This window comes from Aequorivita sinensis (assembly GCF_006346335.1).
GTDB lineage: Bacteria > Bacteroidota > Bacteroidia > Flavobacteriales > Flavobacteriaceae > Aequorivita > Aequorivita sinensis.
The window spans coordinates 39,966-59,522 of the sequence record NZ_VDMC01000007.1 but is presented as its reverse complement, the minus strand read 5'-3'; the positions used below and the strand labels follow the sequence as shown (position 1 = coordinate 59,522).

Sequence of the window (19,557 nt, the reverse complement as noted above, 5' to 3'; positions counted from 1 at the left end):
ATTATGGACAAAAGACTTTCAAATCGCGTAAATGCGATGGCAACCTCAGCTACGTTAGCAATGGCAGCCAAAACTAGAGAACTTAAAGACCAAGGAGAAGACATTATTGGGTTAAGTCTTGGTGAGCCTGACTTTACAGTTCCAGATTACATCAAGGATGCTGCAATTCAAGCCATTAAAGACGATTATCATTCATATACTCCTGTAGATGGTTATGGTGAGCTTAAAAACGCTATAATTCACAAATTTAAACGAGATAATAATATTGAATATAAACCTTCTCAAATAGTAGTATCTACAGGTGCCAAGCAATCTTTAGCAAACTTAACTATGGTCCTTTTAAATGAAGGGGATGAAGTTTTACTTCCAGCACCCTATTGGGTGAGTTATGCAGACCAATGCAAAGTTGCTGGAGGAGTTCCAATAGAAATTCCAACTACAATAGAAACCGATTTTAAAGTTACAGCAGAAGCACTAGAAGCTGCTATTACTCCAAAGACTAAAATGATTATTTACAGTTCACCTTGCAACCCAAGTGGTTCGGTTTACAGTAAAGATGAACTCAGAAAATTAGCTGATGTGTTGGTGAAATACCCTCATGTAATAGTAATTAGCGATGAAATTTACGAGCACATTAATTTTAGTGGAGGTCATGCTTCTATGGCTGAATTTGAAGACATGTACGATCGTACCGTAGTTGTTAACGGGGTTTCAAAAGCCTTTTCCATGACGGGTTGGCGTATTGGTTATATAGGCGGGCCAGAGTGGATTGCTAGAGCTTGCAACAAAATGCAAGGTCAAGTTACTAGTGGAGCAAATGCTATTGCCCAGAGAGCCGCAATTACAGCCTTAGAGAATCCGCCTAGTAAAATTAAATTTATGGTGGATGCTTTTAAGAAAAGAAGAGAACTTATACTAGAATTACTCTCCGAAATTGATGGTTTTAAGATTAATAAACCAGAGGGTGCCTTTTATGTTTTTCCAGATATTTCTTATTTCTTTGGAAAAACACTTCGTGGAAAAAATATTAATTCCGCTTCAGATTTATCACTTTATTTATTAGAAGAAGCCAAGGTAGCCACTGTTACCGGCGAGGCTTTTGGAGACCCTAATTGTATTAGACTTTCTTATGCTGCTTCAGAAAGCGACATTAAAGAAGCCATTTTAAGAATCAAAGAGGCCCTTTCTTAATAATATTTTTCAAAGAGTAATATTTTAATAACAGGATTAGTTAAAAACAACTAATCCTGTTTTGTTTTTATAAATTCTCTGTAATTTAGGCACTTTAAAATCCAAAAAACTAACTTTAATGAAATCAAAATTTACATTATTTCTAATTCTTTTTGCTTTAGTGTTTGGCGCTCAAGCACAGGATAGAACCAAAGCCACCTATGTAGGTACAGTAGGAAATGTAGTGCACGTTCCTTCAATTGCCTCCCAAGCCGCACAGAACGAATTACCTCCTGCACGAGTTAAAAAATCTGTAATGCAAGATGGAAGAGCATCGCGAAACTTAATTGTACCTGGAAAAGACCCTCAAATTGAAGATGATTTCTTTGTAAGAAACCCTCATAAATTAACACAAGCCCTAAAGGGACGTACCCCTTCGCTAGTATTTGATGCTGCTTCATCAAACTCACAACCTACCGATCCTGCCGTTGGTGTTGGCCCTAACCACGTGTTTGTTGTTTTTAATACTGGTTTTAGAATATTCGATAAAAGTGGAAACCCTTTAACTGGACAATTAAGCCCTAATCCAACTATTTTTCCTAATGGTGGATGTTGCGACTTAACTGTTTCTTATGACAATGCAGCTGATAGATTTGTAATTACATTTCTTGGGAATGGTGCTCAAATAGCAGTATCGGATGGGCCAGACCCAGTAAATGACGGATGGTATGTTTATAATATTGCTCAAATTAACGACTATCAAAAACTTTCAATCTGGAGTGACGGATATTATATGACGGATAACACTAGTGCAACCAATAAGGTATATGCTATGGAGCGTTCAAAAATGCTTAATGGAGATGCCTCAGCTAAAATTATTGGATTTCCACTTCCTGGAATTGTAAGAAATGGCTTTTACAGTCCGCAAGCCTTAAATGTTACTAACAATAACCTTCCTGCTCCTGGGGCGGCTCCTATTGTTTATCTTCAAGACGATGCTTGGTCTGGTGTTTCACAAGATCATGTAAAATTATGGACTATTGATGTTGATTGGGCAACTCCTGCCAATTCCACAATTACATCGCCAATTGAACTAATCACGACTCCATTTATATCAGTTTTTGACGGCGGAAGTTTTTCTAATCTATCTCAACCTGGTGGTGGCGCTGCAATTGATGCACTTCAGGCAACTATTATGAATCAGGCCCAATTCAGGAAATTTAACACTCACAACTCTGCGGTATTTAATTTTGTTGTTGATACGGATGCAACTGGTGGTGAACTTGCGGGAATCCGTTGGTTCGAACTGCGTCAAGATGGCGATGGACAACCATGGAGTATTTACCAAGAGGGCACACATACTTCCCCTGATGGAAAACACGCTTGGCATGGAAGTATGATGATGGATTTACAAGGTAATATTGCTATGGGATATACTGCAATGGCTGGTCCGAATACGCCAGACCCTACTTCGAAAAGAGTAAGTTCATATTATACAGGGCGTTTTGCAAATGATCCGCTAAACACCATGACTATCAGTGAAGAATTAATTGCAGCTGGAAATCAAAATATTCCTGGATTGCGATATGGAGACTACAGTAAAATTGATATCGACCCTGTAAACGATAAGGAGTTTTGGTATATAAACGAATATATGAACAACGGTAGAAAAGACGTTGTAGGTGTTTTTCAAATTGCTCCTAACTTCAATAAAGATGTTGGGGTAGTAAGCATAGACAGTCCTGAATCTGGAACACTTTCAAATAGTGAAACTGTTAAGATTACTATTTTCAACTATGGAGAAGACAGCGCTTCCAACTTCCCAGTAACTTTTCAGGTTGACGGTGGCACGGTAGTTACTGAAACATTTTCAGAAACAATTCCTTCTGCAACAACAGCTGAATACACGTTTACAGCGACTGCAAATTTAGGAACAGTTGGCACAACCTACTCTATTACAGCTGCAACAAATATGGCTGGTGATGAAAATACAGACAACGATTCGCTTACAAAATCTGTCACCTTCTTAGAGCCGAATGACATTGGGGTGAGTGACATCTCCTCGCCTACCTCTGGTACACAACTAAGTGACTCAGAAGAAATAACTGTTACAATTACAAATTTTGGAGGTGAAACACAATCAAATTTTGATGTTTCATTTAATCTAGAAGGATCAATTGTTACTGAAACTGTTGCAGGACCGTTAGAAGGGAATTCAGAGATCACATATACCTTTACCCAAACAGGCGATTTTTCATCTTTTGGAAGTTACGATTTAAGCGCATACACATCGCTACCTAATGATAGTGATACTTCTAATGATGCGATAGCCGTAGTAATTACTAATCAGAATTGTACTCCAACAATGAACTGTAATTCAGGAGATGGTTTACGATTGTTTAATTTAACTACCATTGACAACCCATCAGAATGTGAAGGATATGCTGACTTTACCGATCAAATTGCGGTTATGGATCCGGATACTACTTACGACCTTACCTTAAAAACCAACTATGGTAATCAGTATGTTCGTGTATGGGTTGATTTTAACGACGATTTTGTGTTTTCACAAGATGAAATTGTTGTAAATAATGTAATTATTGGCCAAGGCCAAACAACGGGTACTTTTACATTAACAACTCCATTTGTAGTTCCTGCAGATGCTGCTATAGGACAACATTTAATGCGTGCTAAAACGAACTGGAATGCTCCTGTTCCTAATGATGCCTGTGAAGAAACAACCTTTGGAGAAACAGAAGATTACAGCGTTCAAATAGGAGAATTAGGAGTTGGAGATTCAATATTTAATGAGAGCGGACTTACTGTTTTATCTTTAGATAACAATGTGTTCGATATTAAAGTGGAAACTCAAGATTACTCAAAAGATCTTCAATTGTCTGTTTATAATATTTTAGGGCAAAGACTACTATTTAGAAAACTTGAAAATGAAGGAGGGACCTATAGTTATACACTAGATATGGGTTATGTAGCAAAAGGAGTTTACCTAATCCGTGTTGGTAATCGAGATACCGGAAGAGTACAACGTATAATTGTGAAATAATTATTTTTTACAATTAACATTAAAGCCCAAAGCATAAAATTTGCTTTGGGTTTTTTTATGAAATGTATTGCTGTATTTTTACCAAAAATCGATAAATGGCCAAAATTTTATTATTAGGAAGCGGAGAATTAGGCAAAGAATTCACCATTGCCGCCAAGAGAATCGGACAAACAGTTATAGCTGTTGATAGTTATAAAGATGCACCTGCAGCCCAACTCGCAGATTTTGCCGAAGTTATAAATATGCTAGACGGTAAGGCCCTTGATGCTTTAGTTGAAAAATACAAACCAGATTATATAGTTCCTGAAATTGAAGCCATCCGTACGGAGCGTTTTTATGAATATGAAAAGCAAGGTTATACAGTTATTCCTTCAGCGAAGGCAGCTAATTTCACTATGAATCGCAAAGCCATTCGTGATTTAGCTGCAAAAGAATTAGGATTAAAAACCGCAGCTTATCGATACGCAACCTCAGCCGAAAGTCTTAAAAAAGCAGTTTCGGAAATTGGGATGCCATGCGTGGTAAAACCATTAATGTCTTCTAGCGGAAAAGGTCAAAGCACCATTAAAACCGAAGCAGATATTGAAAACGCTTGGACCTTTTCACAAGAGGGTTCACGTGGTGATGTGGCTGAAGTTATAGTTGAAGCTTTTATAGATTTTAATTATGAAATTACATTACTTACCGTAACACAACGCAACGGAGAAACACTTTTCTGCCCACCCATAGGCCACCGACAAGAACGTGGCGATTATATGGAAAGTTGGCAACCCGCCCCAATGAAAAGTGATGTTTTAAAGGAAGCACAACAAATGGCTGAAAAAGTTACTACTGCCCTAACCGGTTGTGGCATTTGGGGAGTAGAATTCTTTGTGGCTGATGACGGCGTTTATTTTTCTGAACTTTCTCCAAGACCACACGATACCGGCATGGTAACCCTTGCAAAAACACAAAATTTCAACGAATTTGAATTACACTTAAGAGCCGTACTTGGACTTCCAATTCCAGAAATAACTCAAGAACGCATTGGCTGTAGTGCAGTAGTTTTAGCTTCAGAAAATTCAGATAATCCAATTTACAGCGGACTTGAAAAAGTAGCTGCATCACCTAAAACAGATTTTAGAATTTTTGGAAAACCAACTTCCCGCCCGTATCGAAGAATGGGCGTTGTTTTAACCTACGAAAAGGTAGACGGAAACATATCAGAAGTAACTGAAAAAGCTAAAAATTTGGCAAAACAAGTAAAAGTGAAATAAAAATAAACCTAAAGCTTCCATAGTAAATTCCAAAATCAACTATCGATTAAAGCTTCATTTTTTATAAAAACTGAAGAGGAGAGTTAGACCTACAAGGTTATAAAAACCCTCAGAATAATGAAGTGGGTATAATTAATTATTATCCTCAAATCCTGAATCCTGGATTTGGAATTTGGAATTTCAAATTCCAATTATCGATTTCTCCAGAAAAATGGAGTTAATAAGATAAGTACTGTAAACAGCTCCAATCTTCCTATTAACATCAAGAAGCTAGACCACCATTTTGCAGCATCGGGCAAATGCCCATAGTTGTCAACTGGACCTAGACTACCAAGTGCGGGTCCTATATTTCCAAGTGTTGAAGCAGCTGCACCTATGGCTGTTTTAAAATCTAAGCCCACCCATGAGAAGACTAATGTTCCAACTATAAATGAAAGCATATAGAGTATAAAAAAACCCAATATATTAAATACAATAGGTTGCTGTACAGCTTTTTGGTTGTATCTCACAGGCAAAATTGCATGTGGATGAAGTGTTCTTTTAAATTCTAACACACCGTTTTTTATCATTATTAGATGGCGCATAATTTTTATTCCTCCTGAAGTAGAACCTGCACATCCTCCTAAAAACATCATTCCAAAGAAAAATATAGTTAAAAATGGTGTCCATGCGGTGTAGTCTGCACTTATAAAGCCTGTAGTTGTTATTACCGTAAGCACCTGGAACAATGCGTGGCGAACTGCGCTTTCAAATGGTCCCCAAACCATTGGATGAACAACACTAGAAAGTGACATATCTGCTTCAAAATAAATCAATAAAGCTGCTAGTAACGTAAACCCTAATACAATCGCGGCGTACATTTTAAACTCTTCATCTTGAAATATTTTCTGAAACTTTCTCTTGAAAGCAAAATAGCTTAGAACGAAGTTACTACCGGCCAAGAACATAAAAAATATAATAATGTATTGCACCAAAGGGTTGTCGTTCCAGTAAGCAACACTATTGTTTTTGGTAGAAAACCCACCCGTACTCAATGTCGATAACGAATGGTTTATAGCATCGAAAAAACTCATCCCAGCCAACTTAAGAAGAATTGTTTCTGCTATGGTATATCCCACATAAATAAGCCAAAGTCGTTTTGCAGTATCGGTAATTCGAGGGTGAAGTTTATCACCTCCAGGTCCCGGAGCTTCAGCCGCAAAAAGCTGCATCCCCCCTATTCCTAATAAAGGGAGAATAGCTATTGCCAAAACGATTATTCCCATACCTCCTATCCAATGTGTAATACTTCGCCAAAAAAGCACACCCTTAGGTACCGCTTCAATATCAGATAAAATAGATGCTCCCGTAGTTGTAAAACCACTCATAGTTTCAAAAAAAGCATCGGTAAAATTTGGGATTGCTGCCGTAAAAAGATAAGGTAGTGTTCCTATAAGCGCCATAAAAACCCAACCAAAGGTTACAATAATATACCCTTCTCGCTTTTGAATTTCTTTTCTATGATTTTTAGTTAAAACCATAACCACCCCTCCAAGCCCAAGCGCTACAGACCCAGAATAAATCATTTGGGCTAAAACACCATCACTATAATACCAACTAACTATTGCAGATAGAAGCATAAATCCGCCATTCACGACGAACAACAGACCCATTAAATGCGCTATAATCTTAAAGTTTAGCTTGGTGAGGGAGTTCATTACACAAATAGTTTTTCAACCTTACTTATAGATTGTGGAAGACAACATACTACCACTCTGTCTCCTTGTTTAATTTGGAAATCTCCTAAGGCAATAATCCCTACTCCGTCTCTAACTACACCCCCAATAATTGCAGAATCAGGAAAATGAAGATCTTTTATTTTTTTGTTACATACTTTAGAATGCGACGACACCATAAACTCTAACAACTCTGCATTCATATTATTCAACTTAGTCATAGCCACAACTTCTCCTTTTCTTACATAACGGAAAATATTATTGGCAGCCAATAGCTTCTTGTTAATAAGGGTATCTATTCCTATGGAATGCGATAATTGAAAATAGTCCATGTTTTCTACAAGCGCTATCGTTTTCTTAACTCCTTTCGATTTCGCTACTAAACAAGACATAATATTGGTTTCACTGTTCCCTGTTACAGCAATGAAAGCATCCATGTCTTCAAGAGATTCTTCTAAAAGCAAATCTACATTTCTACCATCTCCATTTATAACCAAACAACTAGGTATTTCATCTGCAATTTCGAAAGCTTTCTCTCTACTGCTTTCAATTAATTTCACTTTAAACTTTGCCTTGCATAAATCTTTGGCTGTTTTGTAACCAATTTTACTACCACCAAGAATCATCACATTTTTAATGTCTTGTTTACTCTTACCAGAAAGTTTAAAGATTTGTTCATTTCCTTTTTTTACAGTGGTGAAATAAACTTGATCACCTTGTTTAAACTGAGTATCACCCCTAGGTATAATTGTATATTGTGTCCCAAATCGTTGAAGCGCAATAGGCACATATTTTAAATCTGGATAAATTTTAGCGACTTCTTTAACTGTTTTCCCAACGAATGCAGAAGCTCCTGATAGGCTTAAACCAATCATGGTTAGTTCGCCTTCTTCAAATTCGTAACTTTCATTAAATGCACTTTGATTTAAAAGAAGTTCAATTTCATCGGAAGCTAGCGATTCTGGAGAAATAAGCTCATCAATTCCAAACTTAGAAAAACCTACGTCGTCCTTTTTCTCAATAAATTCGGTGTTAGAAATACGGGCAATAGTTCGTTTGGCACCTAATTCTTTAGCTAAAACACAAAGTGTAATATTGGTAGTTTCACTTGAAGTAACCCCAATAACTAAATCTGTTTCGGCTACTCTACTATCTTGTAATACTGATATTGAGGTTGCGTCTCCTCTTACTACACGTATATCCAAATGTGTATCAGCATTTGCTAATGATTCGCGATCGGTATCTATTAAGGTTATATCTTGCGATTCAAACGAAAGAAGTTTAGCAAGATGAAACCCTACCTCTCCCGCACCAGCGATAATAATTTTCATGAAAATTTTGTTTTAGCGAATGAAATAAGTGGATGCAAAGATATGTATTTATGATATTGATATTGAATATTAGCGCATTAAAGTATATATTTTTACTTCCTGAAACTTTAACAAAGGTAGTATCATCTGTCCAAAAAATATGTAGTTTTGTAGGCGTACAATTATGAAGAAAAAAATAACTCCCTACAAAGATTCGCAAGACGGTAAAAAGAAACAAGTTGAACAGATGTTCGACAACATTTCTGAGAATTATGACGGTTTAAACCGTGTAATTTCACTTGGCTCTGATATTAAGTGGCGAAAAAAGGTTATTAAAATGGTTGGTGACACAAAGCCAAACTCCATTTTAGATATTGCTACTGGAACAGGAGATCTTGCAATTCAGTTTGCTGAAAGCACAAATGCTGAAAAAATTGTCGGTTTAGACCTTTCAGAAGGAATGCTTTCAATTGCAAAGAAAAAAGTTTCTGGAAAACCAATTTCTCAAAAAATTGAATTTATTCAAGGTGATTCTGAAGCGCTACCTTTTGAAGACAACACCTTTGACGCAATTACAGTTTCTTTTGGTATTAGAAATTTTGAAAATCTTGAAGTAGGGCTTTCAGAAATACTTCGTGTGCTAAAAAGCAATGGTATTTTTGTAGTTTTAGAAACTTCTGTACCCTCAAAATTCCCTTTTAAACAAGGTTACAACTTATATTCTAAAAACATTTTACCGCTTATCGGAAAGGTGTTTTCTAAAGATAAAGTTGCCTATAAATATTTAAGTGAAAGCGCTTCCACATTTCCACATGGTGAAAAGCTCAACAATATTTTAGGAGAAATCGGGTTTAAGAATGTGGAAAACCATCCCCAAACTTTTGGTGTAGCTACCATTTATAAAGCAACAAAATAAGTATGAAAAAAATATTTTTTGTAATTGCCATTTTATTTTGTGTAACCAGCAGCTCTGCACAAGGAGGCCTTTTTAGTAAGGAACGCTTAGAAAATTTACAAAATTTTGATAAAAGATTTCTTACTTACGGTTATTTTTTAGGCTTTAATAGCTACGACTTTAAATTTGATTATAAACAACATCTTGGCAACGACACAGATGTATTGGTACAACGCTCCGCAGGTTTTAATGTTGGTCTTGTAGGGGATATGAAAATTATTGAAAATATTCACCTGCGTTTAGAACCTGGATTATATTTTACACAACGCGATTTAGAGTTTCGAAGTATAACAGGGGCTCAAGACTCTCTGCGTGAAGTTAAATCTACTTATATACACGTGCCGCTTTTAGTAAAGTTTTCTACCAATAAATTAAATAATTTTAGACCTTTTGTGGTTGGTGGAGTTTCGGCTTCCTTAAACCTTTCTAGCAATCAGGACAATCCCGAAGATAATGAACAAGGGAAATTCAGAATGATGAAAGGAACTTATTATTATGAGTTAGGCTTTGGTATAGACTTCTATTTGTATTACTTTAAATTCACGCCTTCAATTCGAGGAGTATTTGCGTTAAATGATGAATTAGTAAGAGATGACGACCCAAATAGCCCATGGACTGGAAATATTGATAAATTATCCTCAAGGGCAATATTTATTAACTTTACTTTTCAGTAGCGCTTCTAAATTCACTTAAAAAAATAGCCGTCGCTGTGGCAACATTTAAGCTTTCCGCTCTTTGGGTTTCTCCAAAACGTGGAATAGTTAACTTTTGATTCAGCATATTCATTATCTCTTCTGATATTCCATTTGCTTCATTACCCATTACAATCACAGCATCTTTGGGCAACTTTTCAGAATAAATATTGTTTCCATCCATACAAGCACCGTAAGTTTTCTGTGTTGTATTATTCAAGAATTCTGGAAGTGATGTATAATGCACAGCTACCCTAGCCAAGGACCCCATTGTAGCTTGTACTACTTTAGGATTATAACAATCTACAGTATCTTTAGAACACACCAATTGTTGAACCCCAAACCAATCGCACAAACGTATAATTGTCCCAAGATTCCCAGGGTCACGAACAGCGTCTAAGACTACCGTTAATCCTGTATTTTTGATAGATTCATTTTTTGGAATTTTAAAAACTGCAACAGAAGTATTCGCTGTTTTTAAAAAACTTAATTTCTTCAGCGCTTTTTCATCTACAAGCAAGTGATTTTTGTCAACAATTTCTGATTGGTCTACGGTAAATAACCATTGAAGCTCTACGCCTTCATTAATTAATTCTGCAATAACTTTAGGCCCTTCTGCCACAAAAAAATTAGTTTGATCTCTATACTTTTTCTGTTGAAGACTTGTTATTAATTTTGTTTGACTTTTGCTAACCAAAATATAGTATTTTTGAAGTTGACTAAACGAGCACTTTTGACGCACTATCTTGCAAAAATATCATTATTTATAGTATTTATAAGCTTATTATATTCTTGTAATGCTGTAAAACAAGTACCAGATGGAGAATTTCTACTAACAGAGAACACTATATTGGTAGATAGCACTAAAATTAAAGACGCTGGGGTTTATAGCCAATTAGCGCAAAAGCCCAATCCTACCATTCCCTTAATAGGTGTTCCTTTAGGTTTACACATCTACAACTTAGCAGATCCACAGCCAGATTCTACATATTTAAAGTGGCTTCATAAAAATCCAAAAAGAGAAGAAAGGCTTATCCGATTTTTATCAAAAAAACAAGTTGACCAGATAGACAGTAGCTATGTTAGCTTCAACAAATGGCTTCAGAAATTAGGCGATGCACCAGTAATTATTAGAGAAAATAAAACTGAAAAATCTTTAGAGCGATTAGAACGATGGTATGCAAGTCTTGGTTACTTCAACAATGAGGTAAATTTTAAAATCGAGCCTGACAAAAAAAGAGCAAAAAGAGCTTCATTAGTTTTCAATATTAATAGACAGAAACCCTATATTATTGGAGACACAATTATTGAAAAAATAAGTTCTCCAGTAGTAGATTCCCTTTTTCAAAGGACAAAAAATAATTCATTTATTAAGGCAGGAAGACAATACTCTGCTGCCGATTTTGTGAATGAAAGAGATAGACTTACAGTGCTTCTAAGGAACTCTGGTCTTTATCATTTTGAACAAGATTACGTAAGGTTTGAAGCCGACACTGTAAATACAGATCACAAAGCTAACATCACTTATTTAATTGCCGATAGAAAAATAACCGATGCCGATAGTTCCAGAACGGTTCCATTTAAAGTTCATAAAATTAATGAAGTTCACATTGTTACAGACTACAGTTATGCCAATCGGAACAAAATCTATAGTGATTCTATAAGTTATAATGGATATAAGCTATACAGTTATGGTAAAATGCGTTACAGACCGAAAGCAATCACAGATGCTGTTTCTATTACACCAGGTAAGATATTTAAAGATATAGACAGGTCGCTTACCTACAATCAGCTTAGCGATTTAAAGGTTTTCAAATACCCCAACATAAACTATACCCCTGTTCCGAATGACACTACAGGCACCTTGCTAAACACCTCTATTTTGTTAAGCCCTCGTGACAATAAAACCTTGGGAGTAGATTTTGATGCCTTTTTATCTACTATTCAACAATACGGGATTGGATTTAGTGGAAATATGACATTTAGAAATATTTTTAGAGGAGCAGAAATACTTCAAATTTCAGGTAAAGGAAGTTTAGGATCTTCGAAAGATGCTGCGGATAATTCAAGTAGCTTTTTTAATATTTCAGAATTTGGTGGGGATGCAAAACTGACTTTCCCGCGTATTATTTTACCATTTAACACCCAAAAGCTAATTCCAAAATATATGCTTCCAACTACAACTTTAAGTTTTGGTGCAAGTGCACAAAACAATATTGGTTTGGATCGACAGTCTTTTAACAGCTTTTACAATTACAGTTGGAAGCCTTCAAAAATCCTCAACTATCAAGTTGACGTACTTAATGTTCAATATGTGAAAAACCTCAATATTGGAAATTACTTCAATGTATACAAAAACAGTTTTGAACAACTCAATGACATAGCACAACAAACAGAATTTGCTTACCCAGGAATTATCAACCCCGAATATTATTCAATCAACAACAATAACGAACTAATACTTGAAATTCCAAGTGGTGCAAATGGCTTTATTAGAGATGTATTAAATGGAGACATCACTCCTGTTTCAGACCAAGGAGAAGCATATCAGTTAGTTGATAATATTGATGAAAGAAAAGCAAGGCTTACCGAGAACAACTTGATTTTCGCTTCCAATATTACCCGTACAAGAGACACACGTGAAAACATTCAAGACAATAGTTTTTCACGTACAAGATTTAAACTTGAAAGTGCTGGGAATATTCTTTCTAGTGTTGCGAGCTTAATTGGCGCAAAAAAGAACGATCGAGGAAACTACGAAGTCCTTAACGTGCAATATTCTCAATACATTAAAGGTGAAGCTGAGTATATTAAACACTGGGAGCTAGACGACAATAATATTCTAGCTGTAAGAGCATTTGGCGGAATTGCTATTCCGTATGGTAATAGTAATAGTATTCCATTTACGCGAAGCTATTTTGCAGGTGGTGCAAATGACAATCGCGGATGGCGAGCATATGACTTAGGTCCGGGAAGCAGCGGCAGTAAAGATGAGTTTAACGAGGCTAACTTTAAAATAGCTTTAAACGCTGAATATAGGTTTACAATTATCGGTGCCGTAAAAGGCGCATTATTTGTGGATTCTGGAAATATTTGGAATGTTTACGACAACATACAAGATGAAGAAGCAAAATTTAACGGGTTTAAAGATTTAAAAGAGCTTGCTGTTGCTTCAGGAATAGGGCTTAGATACGATTTTGGATTCTTCGTTATCAGATTGGATGTAGGCTTTAAAACCCATAACCCTGCACGTCCTGTAGGCGAGCGTTGGTTTAAAGATTACAACTTCTCAAAAGCTGTTTACAACATAGGTATTAACTACCCCTTCTAAACCATATAAATTTGTTATTTTTGTCTGCTAATTGAGTTATCAGTTTATAGTTTCAAATAGAAGAATTTTCGATTAACATATTATCTCAAAAATTATGAGTCACGGAATTAAGCCAGGTGTTGCCACCGGAAAAGAAGTTCAAAAAATACATAAATACGCAAAAGAAAAAGGTTTTGCTATGCCTGCGGTAAACGTTGTAGGTTCAGATAGCGTTAATGCTGTAATGGAAACCGCTGCTGGATTAAATTCTCCTGTAATTATTCAATTTTCAAACGGGGGAGCTCAATTCAATGCAGGAAAAGGGCTTTCTAATGAAAATGAAAAAGCAGCAATTGCTGGTGCTATAGCTGGAGCAAAACACGTTCACGAACTTGCAGAGCTTTATGGCGCAACAGTGATTCTTCATACAGACCACTGTGCTAAAAAATTACTTCCATGGATAGATGGACTACTAGATGCTGGTGAAAAGTTTTACAAAGAAACTGGTAAACCACTATACAGCTCACATATGATCGATCTTTCTGAAGAACCTATCGAGGAGAACATCGAGATTTGTAAGCGCTATTTAGAGCGTATGAGCAAAATAGGAATGACCTTAGAAATTGAATTAGGTATTACAGGTGGTGAAGAAGATGGGGTAGATAATACAGATGTAGATTCTTCAAAACTTTACACACAACCAGACGAAGTAGCATATGCTTACGAAGAGCTTTCAAAAATAAGCGATCAATTCACAATTGCTGCAGCTTTTGGTAATGTTCACGGTGTATACAAGCCAGGAAATGTTAAGCTAACACCTATCATCCTGAAAAATTCTCAAGAGTACGTTCAGAAAAAATTCAATACAGGTTACAACCCTATCGATTTTGTTTTTCATGGCGGAAGTGGATCTTCATTAGAAGAAATTCGCGAAGCAATAAGCTATGGAGTTGTAAAAATGAATATCGATACTGATATGCAATTCGCATTTACTGAAGGTGTGAGAGAGTATTTTGTAAAAAACCTAGATTATTTAAAAACACAAATAGGAAACCCAGAAGGTGATGACCTTCCAAATAAGAAATATTACGATCCAAGAAAATGGCTTCGCGAAGGCGAATTAACATTTAAGAAAAGATTAGAACAAGCTTTTGAAGATTTAAATAACGTAAACACGTTATAATATAATTCTCGTAATAATAGATTACAATATGCACTAAGCCATATTATCCAAATCTATTATTACTGAATTTAAAATCAACATAGTGAAACTTCAACCAATAACAACAGATGAAAATGCCTTGGTTTAAAAGAACGAAAAAAGGGATACAAACCCCAACTGAAGAGAAAAAAGACGTCCCTAAAGGGCTGTGGTACAAATCGCCTACAGGTAAAATTGTGGATAGCGAAGAGCTTGAAAGAAACTTTTATGTAAGTCCTGAAGACGGTTACCACGTACGAATAGGAAGTAAAGAGTATTTTCAAATTTTATTTGACGATAATAAGTTTAAAGAATTAGACAAAAACCTTACTTCTAAAGACCCTCTTAAGTTTGAGGATAAAAAGAAATACACAGACAGGCTAAAAGAAGCAGAAGAAAAAACAGGATTAAAAGATGCTGTTCGTTGCGCTGTTGGGAAATCGATGGGCGAAGATTTAGTTGTTGCTTGTATGGATTTTAGCTTTATTGGAGGCTCTATGGGTAGCGTTGTTGGTGAAAAAATTGCACGTGCTGCAGATTATTCTCTAAAGAAAAAAATACCACTAATGATTATTTCAAAAAGTGGTGGAGCTAGAATGATGGAAGCTGCGCTTTCGTTGATGCAACTTGCTAAAACAAGTGTAAAGCTTGCACAATTAAGTGATGCTGGTATTCCTTACATTTCTTTAGCTACAGACCCAACTACAGGAGGAACAACAGCTTCTTTTGCAATGTTGGGTGACATCAACATTAGTGAACCAGGTGCATTAATTGGTTTTGCTGGACCACGTGTTGTGAGAGATACTACAGGTAAAGAACTACCTGAAGGGTTCCAAACATCTGAATTTGTATTAGAGCACGGGTTTTTAGATTTTATCACACATCGTAAAGATTTAAAGCGAAAAGTTAACCTTTACCTAGACTTGGTTTCAAACAGACCAGTACGTAAAGAAACTGCATAAGTTTTAATAAGTAGTTATTATTCTAAAAAATAATATAGTAACTCAATAAGTTTTACTATTTTTGCAGCCTTGATTATCAAAATGGTAGTCAATACATAAAAATCATTTTAACAATATTGGCATGTATTTATCACAAGAAGCTAAAGAAAAAATTTTTGAAAAACACGGTAAATCAAAGAAAGATACTGGTTCTGCAGAGGGACAGATCGCTTTGTTTACTTACCGTATCGAGCATTTAACAAAACACCTTAAAAACAACCAAAAGGACTTCAACACTGAGCGTTCATTGGTAATGTTAGTAGGAAAAAGAAGATCTCTTTTAGATTATTTAATGAAAAAAGACATTCTTCGTTACCGTGCTATTATTAAAGAATTAGGATTACGTAAGTAATTATAAGAGGGGCGTTTTACGCCCCTTTATTTTTTATTCCAAATTTGATTTGGGGTTTTATTAGAGAAATCGATAATTTATAAAGAAGGCTACCCCCTTAGTTTTTCATTGGTCAAACCACAACAACACAACAACACTTAGCTTGAAAAACAAGCTCAGACCAAAAATTAACTGCACATATCTTTATGTGCAAAAATGAAAAACAAATGATACCTAAAGTATTTAAAGAGGTCATTGACCTTGGTGATGGAAGACAAATCACCCTTGAAACTGGAAAGTTAGCTAAACAAGCTCACGGTTCTGTAGTTGTACAATCTGGAAAATGTATGTTATTATGTACAGTAGTTTCTAACTACGACTACAAAGACTTAGATTTCCTACCACTTACAGTAGATTACCGCGAAAAGTATGCTGCTTCTGGTCGTTACCCAGGAGGTTTCTTTAAAAGAGAAGCAAGACCAAGTGATGGAGAAGTGTTAACAATGCGTCTAGTAGACCGAGTTTTACGTCCACTTTTCCCAAAAGATTACCACGCTGAAACACAAGTAATGATTCAGTTAATGAGTCACGACGACGATGTTATGCCAGATGCAATGGCAGGATTAGCAGCTTCTGCTGCAATTCAGCTATCTGATTTTCCTTTCGAATGCCCTATTTCAGAAGCACGTGTAGGAAGAATCAACGGTGAATTTATCATCAACCCAACAAGAGCACAATTACTAGAGTCTGACATCGATATGATGATTGGAGCTTCTGCTGATAGTGTAATGATGGTTGAAGGTGAAATGGACGAGATTTCTGAAGAAGAAATGACTGAAGCAATTAAGTTTGCACACGAACACATTAAAGTTCAATGTGCTGCACAAGTGAGACTTGCTGAAGCTTTTGGAAAGAAGGAAACACGTGAATACCCTGCAGAAAGAGAAGACGCAGACCTTGAAAAGAAGGTTTACGATATGGCATACGATAAAGTTTATGCTATTGCACAAGCTGGTTCTGCTAAACACGAAAGAACAACTGCTTTTGCTGAAATAAAAGAATCTATTAAAGCTACTTTTACTGAAGAAGAGTTAGAAGACTTTGGAGATCTTGTTTCAAGATATTATTATAAAGCTGAAAAAGCTGCAGTTAGAGATTTAACACTAAACGAAGGTTTACGTTTAGATGGGCGTAAAACAAACGAAATTCGCCCTATTTGGTGTGAAGTTGATTACCTGCCATCTGTACACGGTTCTTCTATTTTTACTCGTGGAGAAACTCAAGCACTGGCAACAGTGACTTTAGGAACTTCAAGAGAAGCAAACCAAATAGACATGCCTTCATTTGAAGGTGAAGAAAAATTCTACCTACATTACAACTTCCCTCCTTTTAGTACTGGAGAAGCTAGACCAATTCGTGGTACATCTCGTCGTGAGATTGGACATGGTAACCTAGCGCAACGTGCACTTAAAGGAATGGTGCCTAGCGATTGTCCTTACACTGTACGTGTAGTTTCAGAAGTATTAGAATCTAATGGTTCGTCTTCTATGGCAACTGTTTGTGCTGGAACAATGGCAATGATGGATGCAGGAATCCAAATGATAAAACCAGTATCTGGTATTGCAATGGGATTAATCTCTGATGGTGATAGTGGTAAATACGCTGTACTTTCTGATATTCTAGGCGATGAAGATCACTTAGGTGATATGGACTTTAAAGTTACTGGAACGGCAGACGGTATTACTGCTTGCCAAATGGACATTAAAGTAAAAGGGCTAAGCTATGAGATTCTTGTAAATGCTTTAAAACAAGCAAGAGAAGGAAGACTTCATATTCTTGAAAAATTGACTGAGACTATTGCAGAGCCACGTGAAGATGTTAAGTCTTACGCTCCTAAAATGGTAACTGTTAGAATTCCTAATGAGTACATTGGTGCTTTAATTGGACCTGGAGGAAAAGTTATTCAAGAACTTCAAAAAGAAACAGGTTGTACAATTGTTATTAATGAAGATCCAGAAACTGAAGAAGGAATTGTAGAAATTCTAGGAACAGGTCAGGAAGGTATTGATGCTGTTTTAGCTAAAATAAAGTCTATAACATTTAAACCTGAAATGAATAGTGTTTACGAAGTTAAAGTAATTAAAATGCTTGACTTTGGTGCTGTTGTAGAATATTTAGAAGCTCCAGGAAATGAATCTTTATTACACGTTAGTGAACTAGCTTGGGAACGCACAGAAAACGTATCCGATGTTGTAAACATGGGAGATGTATTTGATGTAAAATACTTAGGTTTCGACCCAAGAACTAAAAAAGACAAAATTTCTAGAAAAGCTTTATTACCAAAACCAGAAGGCTACAAAGAGCGTGCTCCACGTGAAGACAGCCGAAATGGTGGACGTGACAATCGCGGACGCGATAACCGCGGACGTGATAATCGCGATAACCGTGATAGAGATAGAAAGAGAGATTAAATTTTAGTTGTGAGATTATTTTAACTCATAACCATAAACTTAAAAAAACGCCTTCAGAAATGAAGGCGTTTTTTGTTTTTATGCCATAATTTCATAAAAAGCTAAAAGTGTGCAATCCTGTCACCTTAAGATATTCAGGTTTTTAAATAAGCTTAAAAGCACTTAAACCACCTTGTATAGTACGCTAACAGCGATTTTAATTTTAAACTTCAGAATTAAAAATTTTTATTGGCCCTCTCGCATAGTACTTGCAGCCTTATAGGCCTAACAATAAAACAAATTATGAAAGTACTAGTAATTGGCGCAGGAAATATGGGGTTGACATATGCCGAAGGCATGGCTGATTCTCCTTTATTAAATCGTAGAAAATTAATGATTTACGATGTTTCAGATGAAAAAATTTCATCTCTCGAAAAGGTTGATAAATTTGATGTTTATAGAAATTTAGGAGACTGCCTTCCCAAAGCAGATATCGTTTTTGTAGCTGTAAAACCATACCACAGTGATGAGTTATTCCAGAGAATGAAAAGCATGATCAACGGTGATCAGGTTTTTATATCATTAATGGCTGGAGTTACTATCGAAACCATCCAAAATAGCCTAGATATTAAAAAAGTGGTTAGAGCCATGCCAAATCTCCCAGCAAAGGTTGGAATGGGAATGACATCATTTACAGCAGCCAAAGATGTTAGTCGCGTCGAACTTTTAATGGTGCGAAACCTATTAGATACAACTGGAGAAGCTATTCACGTAGAAAACGAAAATTTTATTAATGCTTCTACCGGTATTTCAGGAAGTGGCCCAGCTTACGTTTTCTACTTTATGCAATCTATGTTGGAAGCAGCATTAAAAATGGGCTTCTCACAGAATGATTCCAAAATATTGGTCACCCAAACATTTGAGGGTGCTGTAAGACTTTTCACAGAATCTGATCTTTCACCAAATAGTTGGATGAAGATGGTAGCATCCAAAGGAGGAACGACTCAAGCAGCATTAGATTCTATGGAGGATAATAATGTAAAGGAATTGATTAAAGAGGCTGCTTATGCAGCTTTTAACAGAGCTACAGAATTAGGAAAATAAA

14 protein-coding genes are annotated in these 19,557 nt (G+C 36.0%); 11 read left to right on the top strand and 3 right to left on the bottom strand.

All coding sequences use genetic code 11. From position 1 onward, the window contains the following. The first annotated feature begins 3 nt into the window (after positions 1 to 3). The 3 genes from FHP04_RS09115 (at position 4) to purT (ending at position 5,487) form a co-directional block, all read left to right on the top strand. On the top strand, positions 4 to 1,191 hold the full coding sequence (locus FHP04_RS09115) for a pyridoxal phosphate-dependent aminotransferase (protein WP_139855793.1): 1,188 nt from the start codon (positions 4 to 6) through the stop codon (positions 1,189 to 1,191). Between the two features lie 118 nt (positions 1,192 to 1,309). Beyond that, complete coding sequence (locus FHP04_RS09110; RefSeq protein ID WP_139855792.1) at positions 1,310 to 4,231, top strand: GEVED domain-containing protein; 2,922 nt, start codon at positions 1,310 to 1,312, stop codon at positions 4,229 to 4,231. Positions 4,232 to 4,326: 95 nt separating this feature from the next. Next, entirely contained in the window at positions 4,327 to 5,487 is a 1,161-nt protein-coding gene (gene purT, locus FHP04_RS09105; RefSeq protein ID WP_139855791.1) for a formate-dependent phosphoribosylglycinamide formyltransferase, read from the top strand. A 191-nt stretch (positions 5,488 to 5,678) separates the two neighbouring features. Here the strand turns inward: purT and FHP04_RS09100 are convergent, their stop codons facing one another. Next, the gene (locus FHP04_RS09100) at positions 5,679 to 7,184 is read right to left on the bottom strand and encodes a TrkH family potassium uptake protein (RefSeq protein WP_139855790.1); all 1,506 of its coding nucleotides are present in this window, start codon (positions 7,182 to 7,184) and stop codon (positions 5,679 to 5,681) included. Further along, on the bottom strand, positions 7,184 to 8,533 hold the full coding sequence (gene trkA, locus FHP04_RS09095) for a Trk system potassium transporter TrkA (RefSeq protein WP_139855789.1): 1,350 nt from the start codon (positions 8,531 to 8,533) through the stop codon (positions 7,184 to 7,186). Before trkA ends, FHP04_RS09100 begins: the two co-directional genes overlap by 1 nt. A 163-nt stretch (positions 8,534 to 8,696) precedes the next feature. Here trkA and ubiE point away from each other — a divergent pair, with 163 nt between their 5' ends. Both ubiE and porT read left to right on the top strand, forming a co-directional pair. Further along, positions 8,697 to 9,428, top strand: coding sequence for a bifunctional demethylmenaquinone methyltransferase/2-methoxy-6-polyprenyl-1,4-benzoquinol methylase UbiE (gene ubiE / locus FHP04_RS09090; RefSeq protein WP_139855788.1), 732 nt, complete (start codon positions 8,697 to 8,699; stop codon positions 9,426 to 9,428). Positions 9,429 to 9,430: 2 nt separating this feature from the next. Then, positions 9,431 to 10,141, top strand: a complete 711-nt coding sequence (porT, locus tag FHP04_RS09085; protein WP_139855787.1) for a type IX secretion/gliding motility protein PorT/SprT — start codon at positions 9,431 to 9,433, stop codon at positions 10,139 to 10,141. Here porT and FHP04_RS09080 read toward each other — a convergent pair. Beyond that, complete coding sequence (locus FHP04_RS09080; protein WP_139855786.1) at positions 10,128 to 10,856, bottom strand: RNA methyltransferase; 729 nt, start codon at positions 10,854 to 10,856, stop codon at positions 10,128 to 10,130. The genes porT and FHP04_RS09080 overlap by 14 nt on opposite strands. Before the next feature lie 36 nt (positions 10,857 to 10,892). On the opposite strand from FHP04_RS09080, the gene tamL reads away from it, so the two are divergent. The 6 genes from tamL (at position 10,893) to proC (ending at position 19,556) form a co-directional block, all read left to right on the top strand. Continuing rightward, a complete protein-coding gene (tamL, locus tag FHP04_RS09075; protein WP_139855785.1) occupies positions 10,893 to 13,490 on the top strand; it encodes a translocation and assembly module lipoprotein TamL in 2,598 nt (865 codons plus the stop codon). 94 nt (positions 13,491 to 13,584) lie between these two features. Continuing rightward, complete coding sequence (gene fbaA / locus FHP04_RS09070; RefSeq protein WP_139855784.1) at positions 13,585 to 14,652, top strand: class II fructose-bisphosphate aldolase; 1,068 nt, start codon at positions 13,585 to 13,587, stop codon at positions 14,650 to 14,652. Positions 14,653 to 14,765: 113 nt separating this feature from the next. Further along, positions 14,766 to 15,632, top strand: coding sequence for an acetyl-CoA carboxylase, carboxyltransferase subunit beta (accD, locus tag FHP04_RS09065; RefSeq protein WP_139855783.1), 867 nt, complete (start codon positions 14,766 to 14,768; stop codon positions 15,630 to 15,632). A gap of 121 nt (positions 15,633 to 15,753) precedes the next feature. After that, positions 15,754 to 16,023, top strand: coding sequence for a 30S ribosomal protein S15 (gene rpsO / locus FHP04_RS09060; protein ID WP_139855782.1), 270 nt, complete (start codon positions 15,754 to 15,756; stop codon positions 16,021 to 16,023). Positions 16,024 to 16,229: 206 nt separating this feature from the next. Then, the gene (locus FHP04_RS09055) at positions 16,230 to 18,473 is read left to right on the top strand and encodes a polyribonucleotide nucleotidyltransferase (RefSeq protein ID WP_139855781.1); all 2,244 of its coding nucleotides are present in this window, start codon (positions 16,230 to 16,232) and stop codon (positions 18,471 to 18,473) included. Positions 18,474 to 18,755: 282 nt separating this feature from the next. Beyond that, on the top strand, positions 18,756 to 19,556 hold the full coding sequence (proC, locus tag FHP04_RS09050; protein WP_139855780.1) for a pyrroline-5-carboxylate reductase: 801 nt from the start codon (positions 18,756 to 18,758) through the stop codon (positions 19,554 to 19,556). The last annotated feature ends 1 nt before the right edge of the window (position 19,557 follow it).

Coding starts and splice junctions, on each gene's coding strand:
- rpsO (WP_139855782.1), top strand. CDS start 15,754: ATGTATTTATCACAAGAAGCTAAAGAAAAAATTTTTGAAAAACACGGT.
- trkA (WP_139855789.1), bottom strand. CDS start 8,533: ATGAAAATTATTATCGCTGGTGCGGGAGAGGTAGGGTTTCATCTTGCT.
- FHP04_RS09055 (WP_139855781.1), top strand. CDS start 16,230: ATGATACCTAAAGTATTTAAAGAGGTCATTGACCTTGGTGATGGAAGA.
- FHP04_RS09110 (WP_139855792.1), top strand. CDS start 1,310: ATGAAATCAAAATTTACATTATTTCTAATTCTTTTTGCTTTAGTGTTT.
- FHP04_RS09100 (WP_139855790.1), bottom strand. CDS start 7,184: ATGAACTCCCTCACCAAGCTAAACTTTAAGATTATAGCGCATTTAATG.
- proC (WP_139855780.1), top strand. CDS start 18,756: ATGAAAGTACTAGTAATTGGCGCAGGAAATATGGGGTTGACATATGCC.
- fbaA (WP_139855784.1), top strand. CDS start 13,585: ATGAGTCACGGAATTAAGCCAGGTGTTGCCACCGGAAAAGAAGTTCAA.
- FHP04_RS09115 (WP_139855793.1), top strand. CDS start 4: ATGGACAAAAGACTTTCAAATCGCGTAAATGCGATGGCAACCTCAGCT.
- porT (WP_139855787.1), top strand. CDS start 9,431: ATGAAAAAAATATTTTTTGTAATTGCCATTTTATTTTGTGTAACCAGC.
- purT (WP_139855791.1), top strand. CDS start 4,327: ATGGCCAAAATTTTATTATTAGGAAGCGGAGAATTAGGCAAAGAATTC.
- accD (WP_139855783.1), top strand. CDS start 14,766: ATGCCTTGGTTTAAAAGAACGAAAAAAGGGATACAAACCCCAACTGAA.
- ubiE (WP_139855788.1), top strand. CDS start 8,697: ATGAAGAAAAAAATAACTCCCTACAAAGATTCGCAAGACGGTAAAAAG.